At 68.9% G+C, this 13973-nt stretch carries 15 protein-coding genes; 7 read left to right on the top strand and 8 right to left on the bottom strand.

All coding sequences use genetic code 11. The annotated features are described in order from the left end of the window. Positions 1 to 77 precede the first annotated feature (77 nt). A complete protein-coding gene (locus tag FWJ24_RS10925; RefSeq protein ID WP_150287867.1) occupies positions 78 to 914 on the top strand; it encodes a protein-disulfide reductase DsbD domain-containing protein in 837 nt (278 codons plus the stop codon). A gap of 55 nt (positions 915 to 969) precedes the next feature. Next, entirely contained in the window at positions 970 to 1455 is a 486-nt protein-coding gene (locus tag FWJ24_RS10920) for a peroxiredoxin (protein ID WP_150287866.1), read from the top strand. An 11-nt stretch (positions 1456 to 1466) separates the two neighbouring features. On the opposite strand, the gene rnhA is transcribed toward FWJ24_RS10920, so the two are convergent. Further along, the gene (rnhA, locus tag FWJ24_RS10915) at positions 1467 to 1913 is read right to left on the bottom strand and encodes a ribonuclease HI (protein ID WP_150287865.1); all 447 of its coding nucleotides are present in this window, start codon (positions 1911 to 1913) and stop codon (positions 1467 to 1469) included. After that, positions 1910 to 2875 carry a homoserine kinase gene (gene thrB / locus FWJ24_RS10910; protein WP_150287864.1) on the bottom strand — a complete coding sequence of 322 codons (966 nt, stop codon included), beginning with the start codon at positions 2873 to 2875 and terminating at the stop codon, positions 1910 to 1912. The genes rnhA and thrB overlap by 4 nt, the downstream gene beginning before the upstream one ends. A 119-nt stretch (positions 2876 to 2994) precedes the next feature. Between thrB and FWJ24_RS10905 the strand changes: the two genes are divergently transcribed. Beyond that, positions 2995 to 3879, top strand: coding sequence for a DMT family transporter (locus tag FWJ24_RS10905; RefSeq protein WP_150287863.1), 885 nt, complete (start codon positions 2995 to 2997; stop codon positions 3877 to 3879). Positions 3880 to 3985: 106 nt separating this feature from the next. Here FWJ24_RS10905 and ispH read toward each other — a convergent pair whose 3' ends face one another. Then, positions 3986 to 4951, bottom strand: coding sequence for a 4-hydroxy-3-methylbut-2-enyl diphosphate reductase (gene ispH / locus FWJ24_RS10900; protein ID WP_206110827.1), 966 nt, complete (start codon positions 4949 to 4951; stop codon positions 3986 to 3988). 209 nt (positions 4952 to 5160) lie between these two features. Here ispH and FWJ24_RS10895 point away from each other — a divergent pair, with 209 nt between their 5' ends. Further along, positions 5161 to 5610, top strand: coding sequence for a hypothetical protein (locus tag FWJ24_RS10895; RefSeq protein WP_150287861.1), 450 nt, complete (start codon positions 5161 to 5163; stop codon positions 5608 to 5610). 17 nt (positions 5611 to 5627) lie between these two features. On the opposite strand, the gene ubiA is transcribed toward FWJ24_RS10895, so the two are convergent. Next, positions 5628 to 6563, bottom strand: coding sequence for a 4-hydroxybenzoate octaprenyltransferase (gene ubiA, locus FWJ24_RS10890; protein WP_150287860.1), 936 nt, complete (start codon positions 6561 to 6563; stop codon positions 5628 to 5630). Continuing rightward, positions 6563 to 6991, bottom strand: a complete 429-nt coding sequence (locus tag FWJ24_RS10885; protein ID WP_166443664.1) for a hypothetical protein — start codon at positions 6989 to 6991, stop codon at positions 6563 to 6565. The genes ubiA and FWJ24_RS10885 overlap by 1 nt, the downstream gene beginning before the upstream one ends. Positions 6992 to 7144: 153 nt before the next feature. Between FWJ24_RS10885 and FWJ24_RS10880 the strand changes: the two genes are divergently transcribed. Then, a complete protein-coding gene (locus FWJ24_RS10880; RefSeq protein WP_150287858.1) occupies positions 7145 to 7897 on the top strand; it encodes a 16S rRNA (uracil(1498)-N(3))-methyltransferase in 753 nt (250 codons plus the stop codon). Positions 7898 to 8013: 116 nt separating this feature from the next. Next, positions 8014 to 9384 carry a glutamate--cysteine ligase gene (locus FWJ24_RS10875; protein WP_150287976.1) on the top strand — a complete coding sequence of 457 codons (1371 nt, stop codon included), beginning with the start codon at positions 8014 to 8016 and terminating at the stop codon, positions 9382 to 9384. A 1-nt stretch (position 9385) separates the two neighbouring features. Here FWJ24_RS10875 and FWJ24_RS10870 read toward each other — a convergent pair whose 3' ends face one another. Further along, positions 9386 to 10282: a LysR substrate-binding domain-containing protein gene (locus FWJ24_RS10870; protein ID WP_150287857.1), complete on the bottom strand. Its 897-nt coding sequence runs from the start codon at positions 10280 to 10282 to the stop codon at positions 9386 to 9388. Between the two features lie 159 nt (positions 10283 to 10441). Here FWJ24_RS10870 and FWJ24_RS10865 point away from each other — a divergent pair, with 159 nt between their 5' ends. Beyond that, positions 10442 to 10783 carry a DUF1127 domain-containing protein gene (locus tag FWJ24_RS10865; RefSeq protein WP_150287856.1) on the top strand — a complete coding sequence of 114 codons (342 nt, stop codon included), beginning with the start codon at positions 10442 to 10444 and terminating at the stop codon, positions 10781 to 10783. A gap of 191 nt (positions 10784 to 10974) precedes the next feature. On the opposite strand, the gene FWJ24_RS10860 is transcribed toward FWJ24_RS10865, so the two are convergent. Next, positions 10975 to 12921 carry a hypothetical protein gene (locus tag FWJ24_RS10860; RefSeq protein WP_150287855.1) on the bottom strand — a complete coding sequence of 649 codons (1947 nt, stop codon included), beginning with the start codon at positions 12919 to 12921 and terminating at the stop codon, positions 10975 to 10977. Positions 12922 to 13104: 183 nt separating this feature from the next. After that, on the bottom strand, positions 13105 to 13917 hold the full coding sequence (locus FWJ24_RS10855; protein WP_150287854.1) for a DUF937 domain-containing protein: 813 nt from the start codon (positions 13915 to 13917) through the stop codon (positions 13105 to 13107). Positions 13918 to 13973: the final 56 nt, after the last annotated feature.

The raw sequence follows: 13973 nt of genomic DNA, 5'->3' as shown, positions 1-13973 counted from the left end.
ATCGCGCGCCAGGATTGGCAACCAAGCATCACGCGTTTGTTCATCGGTCTTGAAGGCACGTTCCGGCATAAGGAGACATGAGATACGCTCCGCTTCTCGCCCTCCTGATCGCCGGAGCCAGCCTTGCCGCCCCATGCGCGGCGGCCGGCGAGGCCATCGTTTCGCCCTGGACGGATTTCCGTGAGGCGAAGGTGCGGCTCGTTGCCGCAACCCCCATCCGCCCCGGCGCGCCGCTCTCGGCCGGGCTCGAGATCCGCCTTGCCGAAGGATTCAAGACCTATTGGCGCAGCCCCGGCGATTCCGGCGTGCCGCCGGTCTTCGATTTCTCGCGCTCATCCGGCCTCGAAGCCGTCACCGTCCGCTTCCCGATGCCCGAGACCTTCGATGACGGCGCCGGCGGCCGAGCCTGGGGCTATAAATCCAGCGTGGTGCTGCCGATCGAGGCGCAGGTGACGGCGCTGCCGGCCCGGCTCGATCTCAAGCTCGATTTCGCGGTCTGCGGCACGATGTGCATCCCGCTTTCCGGCGAACTCCGTCTCGAAGCCGCGACGGCCGGCCCGGCCGAAGCCGCGAGCGCCGCCGCGCTCGCCTTCTGGCGCGGCCGCGTGCCGGAACCCGCTTCCGCCCTCTCCCCGCCCCTCGCGGCGACACGGCTTCCGGGCGATCCGCCGCGATACCGGATCCTGCTGCCCTTCCCCGGCGATGCGGCCGAACTCGCCGTCTTCGCCGAGGCGAACGGCTTCCTGGAAACGCTGACGATCGCACCGGCAGGGACCGGTCTCGCCGAGATCACGCTCAGGGGCGAGCCGATGCCGGGAACGGGGCGCCTCGGCCCGGTGCGGCTGACCTATGGCGACCGGCACCGCGCCTTCGAGCGCGTCATCGATCTCGACGGGCTCGCGGCCTTGCCCTAAATCTCACTCCGCAAGGCGCCGCGACGTTGCAGGCGCCGGAACAGCGGGGAGCGCCATGCCTATTGCCGTCGGAGATCGTCTGCCGGATGTCACATTCCGAACCCTGACCGAGAGCGGCCCGAAACCGGTTTCGACTGCCGATCTCTTCGCCGGCAAGACGATGGTGCTCTTCGGCGTGCCAGGCGCCTTCACCCCCACCTGCCACAACACGCATCTGCCGGGTTTCCTCAAGGAAGCCGAGGCGTTCAAGGCCAAGGGCGTCGCCGGGATCGCGGTAGTCGCGGTCAATGACCCGTTCGTGATGGGTGCCTGGGCGAAGGAGACCGGCGGGGCCGGCGCGATCACCTTCCTCTCGGACGGCAACGCCGAATTCGCGAAGGCGACCGGGCTCGATGTCGATCTGTCCATGGCCGGGCTCGGCATTCGCTGCCGCCGCTTCTCGATGCTGGTCGAGGACGGGGTGGTGCGGAAGATCAATATCGAGGAGGCGCCGGGCAAGGCCGAACTGTCCTCGGCTTCGACGCTGATCTGCCAGCTCTAGACAAGGCGGGCCTAGGCCCCGGGGCCGAGCGCTGCGATCGCGGCGCGAGCGAGCGCATCCGCGCGCTCGTTCTCGGCATGGCCGGCATGGCCCTTGATCCAGCGCCATTCGACCTGGTGGCGGCGCACGGCCTCGTCGAGCGCCTGCCACAATTCGGCATTCTTCACCGGCTTGCGGTCCGCCGTCTTCCAGCCATTGCGCTTCCAGCCATGGATCCAGGCGGTGATGCCGTTGCGGACATATTGGCTGTCGGTGGTCAGCACCACCGTGCAGGGGCGCTTGAGCGCGTTGAGCGCCTCGATCGCCGCCATGAGCTCCATGCGGTTGTTGGTCGTCAGCATCTCGCCGCCGGAAAGCTCGCGCTCGGTTCCGCCATAGCGCAGCAGCGCGCCCCAGCCGCCCGGGCCGGGATTGCCGGAGCAGGCCCCGTCGGTCCAGATCAGGACGGGATCGCTCATTCCATCAGGCCGTAGGCGGTGGCGGATTGCACGCCCTGGTGGAAGCGCAGCTTCTTGAAATATTCCATCGGATCGAGCGGGCGGACGAGCGCCCCCACCGGCACGTTGAGCCAATCGACGAGCCGGGTCAGCAGGAAGCGCATGGCCGCGCCGCGGCACAGGATGGGCAGCGCCTCGATCTCGGCGCGGTTGAGCGCGCGCCGCGCGCGATAACCGGCGATCATCGCCCGGCCCTTGGTGAGATTGAACGAGAAATCCGGCTCGAAGCACCAGGCATTGAGGCAGATCGCCAGATCATAGGCGAAGGCATCCTCGGCCGCGAAATAGAAATCGATCAGCCCCGAAAGCTGGTCGCCGACGAAGAGCACGTTGTTGGGGAAGAGATCGGCATGGATGATGCCCTTTTCGAGATTGCGCGGCCAATGCACCTCGAGATCGGCCAGCTCGGTGCGGATCGCGATCGCCAGCCCCGGCGCGATGCTCTCGGCCCGCTCGCCCGCCGCCTCGGCCAGCGGCCGCCAGCCGGCGACCGACAGCGCATTGGCGCGGCTCATCCCGAACCCCCGCGCCGCCTCGTGCAGGCCCGCGAGCGCCCCGCCGAGCGCCCCGCAATGCGCAACCGAGGGCCGTCGATAGGAGACGCCTTCCAGAAAGGTGACGATCGCCGCCGGCCGGCCGGCAAGCACGCGCAGGGCCTGCCCGTCATGCGCCTTGACCGGCAGCGGACAATTGATGCCGCGATCGGCGAGATGCCCCATCAGGCCGAGGAAGAAGGGGATCTCCTCCGGCTTCACGCGCTTCTCGTAGAGCGTGAGGATGTAGCGCCCGCCGCCGGTCTCGATCAGATAATTTGAATTCTCGACGCCCTCGGCGATCCCCTTGAAGCTGAGCAAGGGGCCGAGATCGTAGGCCTTGAGGAACTCGACCAGTTCCTCGGCGCTGATATCGGTGTAGACGGCCATGATCGGGCGCGATGCCCCCTCCCCGCGGAGATGACGCGTGACAGGTCCATGACGCCGGTGATACGCCGCGTTTCCGCCTCCCGTCAAACATCAAGCCGCGCCATCCCGTTCTTTTCCCGATGCTCTGGGCCGTCTTCACGATCCTCGCCGCCGCGGCGCAGACCCTGCGCAACGCGCTCCAGCGCGACCTGACGGCGCGGCTCGGCGTGACGGGGGCGACGCATGTGCGCTTCCTGTTCGGCTTTCCCTTCGCGCTTCTGTTCCTGGCAGGGATGGTGCTCCTGACGGGCGAGACGGTGCCGCCGGTCACGCCGGCGGTGCTGCCGCCGGTGATCCTCGCCGCGCTCGCGCAGATCGGCGCCACCGCCCTGATGCTCGCGGCGATGAAGACGAAATCCTTCGTCGTCGCCACCGCCTATACCAAGACCGAGCCGGTGCTGGTCGCGCTGTTCGGGTTGATCGTCCTCGGCGATGCGCTGAGTCCGGCCATGGCGGCGGCCATCGCGATCGCGACCTTCGGCGTGATGCTGACCGCCTGGCCGGAGCGGCGCGGCGAGGGCTGGTCCCTGCCGGCGCTCGGGCTCGGCCTGCTCTCGGCAGCGCTCTTCGCGATCGCCGCGATCGGTTTTCGCGCCGGCATCCGCGCCCTGCCCTCCGGCGGGTTCGGCATCCGCGCCTCGACGATCCTGGCACTGGGGCTCTTCGTGCAATCGGCGGGGCTCACCCTCTGGCTCGGGCTGACCGACAGGCCCGCCCTGCGTGCCATTCTCGCGCTGTGGCGCCCCTCGCTCTTCGCCGGGTTCATGGGGGCCGCAGCCTCGCAATTGTGGTTTCTCGGCTTCGCGCTGACCTCGGCGGCGAAGGTGCGGACGCTGGCGCTCGTCGAGGTGTTCTTCGCCAGGATCATCTCCGGCAAGATGTTCCGCGAAGCCCCATCGCGTCGCGAGGGCCTCGGGCTCGCGCTGATCGTGCTCGGCGTCGCCCTGCTGCTCAACAGCGGGTGACGCGCCATTTCATGGCGAAGCGCCGGCTTTCCGGATGCGTCCCGCCCGCCCCTGCCGGAAATTGCCACGGGAACCGGCCTTGCCTCGGGGCGAGACCGGGCGGGCCTCAGGCCGCGTCCGGCCGCAGCGCGCGCGGCAGGGGGAAGAACACGCTCTCGTCGGCGGTCGAGACCGTCTCGACCGCGACCGTGTAGCGCGCCGCGAACGCGTCGATGATCTCCTCGACGAGGATTTCCGGCGCCGAGGCCCCGGCGGTGATGCCGAGCGAGCCGATGGCGCCGAACAGCGCCCAGTCGATCTCCTCCGCACGCAGCACCAGCGCCGCGCGTCGGCAGCCGGCGCGCTCCGCGACCTCGCGCAGACGCTGCGAATTCGACGAATTCGGCGAGCCGACGACGATCATCGCATCGACCTGCGGCGCGACCCGCTTCACCGCTTCCTGGCGGTTGGTGGTCGCGTAGCAGATATCCTCCTTGTGCGGCGCGACGATCTCGGGAAAGCGCGCCTTCAGCGCCTCGACCACCTGGCGGGTATCGTCCACCGAAAGCGTCGTCTGCGTGACGAAGGCGAGCGGGGTGCCCGGCGGGATTTCGAGCCGGGCGACCTCCTCCGCCGTCTCGATCAGCACGACCGCGCCCGGCGGCAATTGCCCCATCGTGCCGACGACCTCGGGATGGCCCTGATGCCCGATCAGGATCACGAGCCGGCCGCGCCGGTGATGGATCTCGGCCTCGCGATGCACCTTCGTCACCAGCGGGCAGGTGGCGTCGATGGCATGGAAGCGGCGCGCCTCGGCCTCCTCCGGTACGGATTTCGGCACGCCATGGGCGGAAAAGATCACCGGCGCGTCGGTATCCGGGATTTCCGACAATTCGTCGACGAAGATCGCGCCCTTCCGCTTCAGCCCCTCGACGACATAGCGGTTATGGACGATCTCGTGCCGGACATAGACCGGGGCGCCGAACTTGCGCAAAGCCTCCTCCACGGCGTCGATCGCCCGCACCACGCCGGCGCAGAAGCCGCGCGGCGCGCAGAGCAGGATCCGGAGCGGCGGTTTCGCGGAAACGGACATCGACATCTCGTGCCCGGTTCTGGGGCGGCAGGGCGCTTCCGTCAAGCGTCGGGCGGGTTACGTTTCGTGAAGCACGATCCGACGAAACCATGCGGAAAGCCATGGTTATCGGGGTTTAACCGCGTTTTTTAAGCGGATTCGCGGCTGGCGCCGCTAGATTGGGCCGAGATCGGGAACGTCAGATTTTCCGACAGGAACAGGCGTCAGACATGACAGCGAGCCATCACGCCGATGGACCGGGCGGCCGCGCGCCGTCCGGTCCCGGCAGTCGCGACACGCCCTTCGCCAACGACAATCCGCCGGCCGTCGCCGGCGCGGTCGGGCTCGCGCTTTCGGCCGAGCATCGACGGGACGGCACCCCGGTCCTCGCCATCCGCCCGGTCCTGGCCGGTGGCGGCCTCGGCGACGCGGTGCATGTCGCCGGCGACGATCCCGACATCATCGCGCTCTGGCGCGGGCTCGGACGCGACCTCAACCTGGCGCTCTACCTGCGCGACCAGACCGGCGCGACGACCCCTGTCGCGCCGCAGGCCGGGCGCGGCGCGCCCCGCCGCCGGGGGTCGCCGCTCGCCGCCCGTCGCCCGCGCTTCCTGACACGGCGGAAAGTGCCGGGTCCAGAGGCGCCCGCCGGCGCATCGCCGCGCCGCCGCGAAGGCTGAAGCGGCGGAGCCGCGCCTCAGAACCGCTGCGCGATCGCGTCGAGGAACAGCCCGGCGAAGAGCAGCAGCCCCGCATCCCGGTTCGCGCGGAACAGCCGCAGCGCCTGGGCGGCATCCTCCCGGCGCAGGATCGCGACCTGCCAGCCGAGATGCACCGCGAAGGCGGCAAGCCCGAGCCAGGCCGCCGGACCGGACCCGGACAAAACGAGCGCGAGGCCGACAAGCGCCAGCGTGCCGGCGAACATCGCCGCGATGAAAAGCCGCACCCTGTCGCCATAGGCCCGTGCGGTCGAGCCGATGCCGACGATGGCGTCGTCCTCGATATCCTGCAAGGCGTAGATCGTGTCGTAGCCGATCACCCAGAGGATCGCGCCGGCATAGAGCGCGAAACCCGCCGGCGGAATCGCGCCGAGATGCGCGGCGAACCCCATCAGCGCCCCCCAGGCGAAGGCGAGGCCGAGCACGATCTGCGGATGGTTGGTCACCCGCTTCATGAAGGGATAGACGATCACCGGCGCCATGGCGCACAGCCCGGCCAGGATCGCGAAGCGGTTGAGGCTCAGGAGCACCAGCAGCCCGACCAGGAGCTGCGCCGCAAGGAACAGGGCCGCGCGGGCCACGCTGACGGCGCCCGAGGGCAGCGGCCGCCCCATGGTGCGCGCGACGCGGGCATCGAGATCGCGGTCGGTGATGTCGTTCCAGGTCGAGCCGGCGCCGCGCATCGCAACGGCACCGATCAGGAACAATGCGAAGAGCGGCAGGCTCGGCAGGTCGCCGGCCAGGCGCGCGGCCAGCGCCGCGCTCCACCAGCAGGGCAGGAGGAGCAGCCACCAACCGATCGGCCGGTCAAGCCGGGCGAGACGCGCATAGGGCCGCCAGGCAGGCGGCAGCTTCTCGACAAAGGAGCGCCGGACGGCATCCGGGATCGCCCCGGAAAGGCCGTCCCCCGCCATCAGAGCGCCCCCTGCGGCAGACGCACGCCGCCGCCCGGAACGGGGCCGCGCGGGCCGCCGGCGCCGCCGCCCCCGGCGGCCTGCCGCTTCGCGGCCGTGCAGGCCTGGCCGCGAGCCTTGACCGCTTGCTGCGAGCCTTCCTTGAAATTGGCGATCAGCGCTTCCGGCAGGCGGCACCAATCCTGGTTGTCCTGCATCCATTTCAGCATCTTCGCTTCCGATGCCACAAGCTCGCCGAACGCCGCGCAGGCTTGCTGCGCCGTCGGCCGCTTCTTGGAGAAGCCGTTGATGCGGTTGATGACCTTCAGCCGCGCCTCTCCGAGCGAATCAAGCTCCGCCTGGCAACTGGCCGGCATCTGCTGCGCGCCCGCCGGCGTGGCGGTGAACAGGCACAAGAGCAGAAGGCCGGGCAAAGACCGCTTCATCATGGGCTCCCCTCTCGCGCGTTTCGTTCTCCCCGCCCGCCCCCGGACGCGGCCCTTTTCTTTCGGCGCGGCACGATTGCCATCAGGGCCGAAAAATCAAGGCATTTTTTGGCTCGCCTGCGATATTGGAGGCTGTCTTTCCCGAATCGCTCCGCCATGGCCCGCTACGATTTCGCTTCACACCGCCTGTTCGTCGATTACCCACTCGCCGCCGGCACGGATGCGCCGGTGACCCGCGAACAGGCCAATTACCTGCTCAACGTGCTGCGCATGGCCGAGGGCGCGAAGCTCCTGGTCTTCAACGGCCGGGACGGCGAATGGCGCGCCGAACTGCGCCAGCCCAACCGGCGAACCGCCGTGCTCCATCTCATCGAACAGACGCGACCGCAGACGCCGCCCGCAGGGCTGCGCCATGCCTTCGCGCCGCTCAAGGCCGCGCGGCTCGATTATCTCGTCCAGAAGGCGGTGGAGATGGGGGCGGGGCGGCTCGCGCCGGTCATCACCCAGCGCACGCAGGTCAGCCGGCTCAAGGCCGAACGGCTCGCGGCGAACGCCATCGAGGCCGCGGAGCAATGCGGCATCCTGGCGCTGCCGGAGATCGAACCGGAAACCAGGCTTCCCGCCTTCCTCGCCGGGCTCGCGGCGGAGGAACTGCTCGTCTTCGCCGACGAGGATGCCGAGGTGGCGGACCCGCTCGCCCTGCTGACGGCAGCGCCGGCGGCGGAGCGGATCACGCTGCTGATCGGCCCGGAAGGCGGGTTCACGGCGGAGGAACGCGCCGCGATCCTGAAGCATCCCCGTCTCTGCCGGCTCTCGCTCGGCCCGCGCATCCTGCGGGCGGACACCGCCGCGGTGGCCGCCCTGGCGCTGGTGCAGGCGGTGCGGGGCGATTGGCGGTCGGCGGGCTGAACGGCCACACCTCCCGGCCGCGAAGCCGGCGGCCATTGCCGATCGGGAGCCGCATACCTATACATCCGGTCGGCCGGGTTTCCCCGGACGAGCCGCAGACGATCACCGGGGGCTTCATGGCGCGGGACACGGTCGACCTCACCCCGATCGAGGGGCGCGATGCCCTTGTCGCCTGGATCGAGAAGGGCGTGAAGCCGGAAGCGGAATTCCGCGTCGGCACCGAGCACGAGAAAATCCCGTTCTACGCGGCGGACCATTCGCCCGTGCCCTATGACGGCCCGCGCGGCATCCGCGCATTGCTCGAAGGCATGCAGGGCCTGCTCGGCTGGGAGCCGATCATGGAGGGCGACCACCCGATCGGCCTCGTCGATGTCACCGGCGGCGGCGCGATCAGCCTGGAGCCGGGCGGCCAGTTCGAATTGTCCGGCGCGCCGCTCGAGACGCTGCACCAGACCTTCCTCGAAACCGGCGCGCATCTCGCCCAGGTCAAGGAAATCGCCGATCCGCTCGGCATCCGCTTCCTCGGCCTCGGCATGTCGCCGCTCTGGACGCTCGACGAGACGCCGGTCATGCCGAAGGCGCGCTACCGCATCATGCGCGCCTATATGCCGAAGGTCGGCTCGCGCGGCCGCGACATGATGTTCCGCACCGCGACCGTGCAGGCCAATCTCGATTTCTCCTCCGAGGCGGACATGGTCCAGAAGCTGCGGATGAGCATCGCGCTCCAGCCGGTGGCGACGGCGCTGTTCGCGAATTCCCCCTTCACCGACGGCCGCCCGAACGGCCTGCTCTCGGCGCGCTCCGAGATCTGGCGCGATACCGACAATGCCCGCGCCGGAATGCTGCCCTTCGTCTTCGAGGAGGGGTTCGGCTTCGAGCGTTACGTCGATTACGCGCTCGACGTGCCGATGTATTTCGTCAAGCGCGGCGACACCTATCACGATGTCACCGGCCAGTCCTTCCGCGACCTGCTGGCAGGGCGCCTCCCCGGCCTGCCCGGCACCCGGGCGGTGATTTCCGATTGGGCGAACCATCTCTCGACCATCTTCCCCGAAGTGCGGCTCAAGCGCTATCTCGAAATGCGCGGCGCCGATGTGGGGGATCGCGACATGATCGCGGCGCTCTCGGCGTTCTGGGTCGGGCTGTTCTATCACCGGCCGAGCCTCGACGCTGCCTGGGATCTCGCGAAGGGCTGGAGCGCCGAGGAGCGGCAGCGCCTGCGCGACGATGTGCCGCGGCTGGCGCTCCGCGCCGAGATCCGCGGCCGCTCCGTGCGCGATCTCGCCCGCGACCTGCTGGCGCTCGCCCGCGCCGGCCTCGCCGCACGCGCGCGGCGCGACGCGCAGGGCCATGATGAGACGCGTTTCCTCGATCCGCTCGATGCCATCGTCGCGCGTGGCGAAACGCGGGCCGAGGCGCTGCTAGCCCGCCATGGCGGCGCCTGGGGCGGACGGATCGCGCCGGTCTTCGACGAAGCGGCCTATTGAGCTATTCCGCCGCAGCGATGAGGCTCGGGCGTGGCTCAAGCGAGAGATTGTCGAGACTCTGGACGATATGCGCTGCCAGCGCATTCGCCACCGTGTCACGCGCATGCGGATTGCGGACCAGGGCGATCTTCACCGTCGGCAGATCGGGAAAGCCGGCTTCCGGCGTGAGGATGCGCATGCCCGAACGCACCGCGCTCTCCGGAAGCACGCTGACCGCCATGCCGGCGAGGACCACCGCACCGACGGCAGCCGAATTCCAGCTCGTATAGAGCACCTTGAACGCCGTGCCGGCCTGATCCAGCGCCGCGGTGGCGGCGCGGCGCCAATCGCAGGTATCACGCCCCATCGCCAGCGGCACCGGCCGGTTCTGATGCGTGCAATGGCGCTGCGAGGAAACCCAGAGCAGCTTCTCCTCGCGGATGATCTCGCCGACATCGCGCTTGCGCGAATGGGTGATGATCGCCATGTCCATCTCGTTGGCCTGGATATTGGCCACGAGGCAGGGGGTCGGCTCGCAGACGACGACAACCTCGATCCCCGGATTGCTCTCGGTGAAGCGGGCGAGGATCTGCGGCAGATAGCGTTCGGCATAATCATCCGGCACGCCGAGCTTGACCTTGCCGGTGAGCCGCGCGCCGCGCAGGCTCGCGACCGCCTCGTCGGAAAGGCGGATGATGCGGTAGGCGTAATCGAGCAGGCGCTCGCCCTCCGGCGTCAGCCGCGCCGAGCGCCCCTCCTTGACGAAGATCTCGACGCCGAGCCGCTCCTCCAGCCGGCGGATCTGCATCGAGATCGCGCTCTGCGTCTTGTGGATGGCATCCGCCGCCCTGGTGAAGGAGCCGGTCTCGGCGATCGCGATCAGCGCGCGCAGATGTTCGTTGTCGAGCAGCGGCAGCATGGGATCTCCCAGGATGCGCCCTCCAGGCGCATATATCGTATTTGGTGATGATTACATCATAAACATTCGTTTTTCAAATGAACGGGGGATTGCTACAAGAACTCTGCACCTGACGCAATTCGATGTTGCTCCGACGGCCGACCTTGAAAGGAATATCCCATGGCCATCCTTCCCGGCACTCTGACCGCCCTGATGATCGCGCTCGCCAAGACGGCGAACCGCGTCCGGACGGCCATGGAGAACCGCCGCGCCGCGAAGGAGCTCCTGGCCTGGGACAACCGCGCACTCAAGGATATCGGCCTCACCCGGAGCGATGTTCGAGGCGCGCTTCAGCTCCCCTTCAACCAGGATCCCACCCTGGTTCTCTCCCTGATCGCAGCCGGCGGCGAAACCCGCCACCGGCGGGAGAGCCCGGCCGGACGGGCGGTTCTCCCCGCCCGCCCGAACGCGGCGCACGCGCCCGGCATTCTCCCCTCCGCCGCGCCCGCGCTCTGCAACTGACCGGGGTTCCCGGCGATCGCCTCGAGCACGCTCGGCGCATTTCCTGGCGCCGGGCGTGCTCGATCTTTTTCGGGGTCCAGAGCATGCCTGCCCCCGGCGAAACGTCGCCGGAAGCTCTCCGCTGGAATGGAAAAGGCCGCCCGGAGGCGGCCTTCCCATCGCGTTTCGGAACCGGCGCGGCAGATGCGCGCTCAGGCGATCTTCTTCACCAGGCCGGAGAGGACCGGCTCCACCGGCGCCGCGGCGCGGTAGGCGCCGATCTTGCGGCTGGTCTCGGCATCGCGGACCGGGAATGCCTCCGTCGCCTCCGAATCCGCCCGCGTGGCATCGAGCCGCTTTGCCTCGCGCCGCTTGCCGTCGCGCTCCGCAAGTTCCTCACGCAGCGCATCGGCCCGCTCGCGGAAGCGATCGTTCAGCGCGCGCGTGGTGCCGGTCCGCTCGCGCATCATGCCGGTCATCCACTCGCCGAAGCGGTCACGGATCTCCTCGAGCGCCTTCAGAACCGGCTGGGCAGCTTCCGCGGTCGCGCCCGCATTCGCGTTCTCCTCGACGGCCTCCGTCGGCTTCGTCACCGACTCGCGCGTCTCCTCGGCGGGAGCCGGCTTTGCCGTGGCAGGCGTTCCGACTTCGGGTGTGTCGGCCTTGGGAGGCTCGACCGCAGGCGGCGTCACCACCGGCGGCTCCACGGATGGCGGAGTCACATTGCTGCCGTTGCCCGCGCCGCCACCGGCAACCGGCGTGCCGCCACCGGAGCCGTTGCCCGAGCCGTTGCCCGTTCCGCCGCCGGTAACCGGTGTGCCGCCACCGGAGCCGTTGCCGTTCCCGCCGCCCGAGCTACCGCCCGAAACCGGCGTGCCGTTGCTCGAGCCGCCACCCGTCGCGGGCGTGCCGCCGGGATTGGTGAAGATGCCGGTCCAGCGATCCTTGTTGCCCTGAAGATTGGCATTGAGCAGCGCGAAGTTGTTGAGCTCGGTCTGAAGCTGGAGATATTCCGCGCGGGTCAGGCCACCATTGTCGAGCTTATTCTCGAGCGCCTGGATTGCACGCTGCGATTGCAGCAAAGTTTCGGCCTCGTCATTCGTCAGCCAGCCGTTATCGATGCCGCGCGTGATGCTCTCGAGTTGCTGGGCCTGACGCTGATCGATGTATTTGACATCGACATAGCTGTCTTCGAGCTTCACGCCGGCATCGTTGCGCTGGAGATCATAGAGCACGATCTCGGCACTGTTCAGCGCGTTCGACACCAGGGTGTGCTCGCGCCAATCGACGCGGCCATTGGCGAGCGCCTTGATCTCGACCTCGGCCGCCTTCTCGAACGCGCTGCGAACCTGATCGGCCTCTTCCGCGGTGATCGAGCCGAGCTTGATCGCCTCGTCGAGCTGCTTCTCAAGCGCCGCCTGGCGCTTGTCGATCTGCTCGGCATAATTCAGCGTGTTGACGTTCACACCCTCGCCGTTGCGGCGCGCGGCGTTGATCTGGTCCGCCGTCTTGCGCAGATCGTCGAGCAGAACCTTCTGTTCGCCCGCCGTCAGCTTGCCGTCGCTCGCGCGGAGCTTCTCCTCGACCGCGGCAATCTCGCGCTGGCGGGCGAGAAGGGTCTCGGCCTCATCCTTGGTCAGCGAACCGTCATGGATGCCGGCCCGGATGCGGGCGAGGAGATTGTCCTGGACCGTATCGAGATCCTTGCCGTCGATCGCCTCGATGCTCGAAAGATTGGCGCCGCGATCATTGTTCTGGAGCTTCGCGATCTGCTTGTCGGCATTGTCGAGCTTGCGCGCGAGCTTGCGCAGATCCTTGTCGGTCGGACCGCCGGCCTGCTGCGCCGCCTGGGCGGCATAGGCCTGGATCGCGTCCTGGCGCCGCAACGTCCGCGTGCCCTCGGCGAGGGTCAGCGACCGGTCATAGAGTCCGGCGGCGATCTGCTGGCGCTGCGTGGCCGCGCGCTGGTTGAGTTCCTCGATCGTCGGAACCTTGGCTTTCTCGGCAGCACGGGCCTCGCGTTCGGCGATGCGGGCCGCCTTCTGCTCGGCGCGCTCTGCGGCCTTCGCCGCCTTTTCTGCGGCCTTGGCCTGCTGCTGCGCCTGTTTCGCGAGCGCAGCACTGCTTGCGGCCGAGGCCGCGGATACATTCTGGACCATTTCCACTCTCCAAACCCAAGCCTTCTGCCTGGCTGGAGGCGATTACACGCGCGGGTTTTGCGAGTTCGGAAACGCAACCTTTAAAACTTTAACGGTCAGCCTGCGGTTGCACAATCTGCCGTTGCCGATACCGCGACGGTTAACCGCGCGTTTCGCGATCGAATCAAATCGTCGCCGCGCCGTTCAGCGGCGCTGGGTGAACGGGCCGAGGATCTGCTGGAGCGCGTCGAGCTGGGCGTTCTGGACCTGCTGGCCGGTCTGGAACATGCCCTTGAGCGCGTCGAGCCCGGCAGCGACCGGGTCCGGGCCCTGCGGCGCCTGAGGCTGCGCGCCGCCCCCGAGAAGCGAGCCAAGAATGCCGCCAAGGCCGCCTGCCTGCGGCTGCGGCTGCGGCTGCGGCTGGCCGCCGCCGAGGATCGATCCGAGGATGTTTCCGAACATCCCGCCCGACACACCGCCGGGCATGGGCGGAGGCGCGGATGCCTGCCCGCCGAGCAGGCCGCCGAGCACCGAACCGAGCCCGCCGGCGCCGCCCTGCATCATCTGCCCGAGCAGGCCGCCGAGGCCGTTATTCGCGGCGCCCTTGAACAGCCCGCCCAGCACCATGGTCGCGATCACCGGCAGCATCTGCTGCATCAGCGAGGCGGGCAGGCCGGCGAATTGCGCCGCCTGCGCCGCAACGGCGCCGCTGGCCTCGGGCGAGCCGAACAGCGCACCGAGCGCGGTCTGGCCCTGCTCCTCGAGGTGATCGGGGATGCCGTCGCCGTCGGAATCGTAGAATTCCTGGCTGCCCTGCCCCTGGCTTGCGAGCCCGGACAGGATGTTCGACCAGCCCTCCAGCGTCTCCGCCTGCTGCTGGAGGCCGAGCGAGAAGGCCGGGAGCACCGCCTGCACCGCCCGTTGCGCCTGTTCCGGCGCGATGCCGAACTGGCGCGCGAGGTTGTCATAGGCCTGGCCGCCCTGCGCGGCCTGCATGATCTCGATCAGGTTCATCATCGACGCTTCCCCCTCGCGCACGCCCCGGACGACAGAACGGTAGCCTCCGGCAGCGC

Origin of the sequence: Rhabdaerophilum calidifontis, assembly GCF_008641065.1 — a bacterium.
Taxonomy (GTDB): Bacteria; Pseudomonadota; Alphaproteobacteria; order Rhizobiales; family Beijerinckiaceae; genus Rhabdaerophilum; species Rhabdaerophilum calidifontis.
Note: the sequence above shows the minus strand (reverse complement) of the source record. Positions and strands in the feature narration are given on the sequence as shown.

What these genes read in the sequence shown, in the direction of transcription:
- thrB (WP_150287864.1), bottom strand. Translation starts at nt 2,875, where the DNA reads ATGGCCGTCTACACCGATATCAGCGCCGAGGAACTGGTCGAGTTCCTC.
- FWJ24_RS10920 (WP_150287866.1), top strand. Translation starts at nt 970, where the DNA reads ATGCCTATTGCCGTCGGAGATCGTCTGCCGGATGTCACATTCCGAACC.
- FWJ24_RS10870 (WP_150287857.1), bottom strand. Translation starts at nt 10,282, where the DNA reads ATGCTGCCGCTGCTCGACAACGAACATCTGCGCGCGCTGATCGCGATC.
- FWJ24_RS10925 (WP_150287867.1), top strand. Translation starts at nt 78, where the DNA reads ATGAGATACGCTCCGCTTCTCGCCCTCCTGATCGCCGGAGCCAGCCTT.
- FWJ24_RS10880 (WP_150287858.1), top strand. Translation starts at nt 7,145, where the DNA reads ATGGCCCGCTACGATTTCGCTTCACACCGCCTGTTCGTCGATTACCCA.
- FWJ24_RS10905 (WP_150287863.1), top strand. Translation starts at nt 2,995, where the DNA reads ATGCTCTGGGCCGTCTTCACGATCCTCGCCGCCGCGGCGCAGACCCTG.
- rnhA (WP_150287865.1), bottom strand. Translation starts at nt 1,913, where the DNA reads ATGAGCGATCCCGTCCTGATCTGGACCGACGGGGCCTGCTCCGGCAAT.
- FWJ24_RS10865 (WP_150287856.1), top strand. Translation starts at nt 10,442, where the DNA reads ATGGCCATCCTTCCCGGCACTCTGACCGCCCTGATGATCGCGCTCGCC.
- FWJ24_RS10855 (WP_150287854.1), bottom strand. Translation starts at nt 13,917, where the DNA reads ATGATGAACCTGATCGAGATCATGCAGGCCGCGCAGGGCGGCCAGGCC.
- FWJ24_RS10875 (WP_150287976.1), top strand. Translation starts at nt 8,014, where the DNA reads ATGGCGCGGGACACGGTCGACCTCACCCCGATCGAGGGGCGCGATGCC.
- ubiA (WP_150287860.1), bottom strand. Translation starts at nt 6,563, where the DNA reads ATGGCGGGGGACGGCCTTTCCGGGGCGATCCCGGATGCCGTCCGGCGC.
- FWJ24_RS10860 (WP_150287855.1), bottom strand. Translation starts at nt 12,921, where the DNA reads ATGGTCCAGAATGTATCCGCGGCCTCGGCCGCAAGCAGTGCTGCGCTC.
- ispH (WP_206110827.1), bottom strand. Translation starts at nt 4,951, where the DNA reads ATGTCCGTTTCCGCGAAACCGCCGCTCCGGATCCTGCTCTGCGCGCCG.
- FWJ24_RS10885 (WP_166443664.1), bottom strand. Translation starts at nt 6,991, where the DNA reads ATGATGAAGCGGTCTTTGCCCGGCCTTCTGCTCTTGTGCCTGTTCACC.
- FWJ24_RS10895 (WP_150287861.1), top strand. Translation starts at nt 5,161, where the DNA reads ATGACAGCGAGCCATCACGCCGATGGACCGGGCGGCCGCGCGCCGTCC.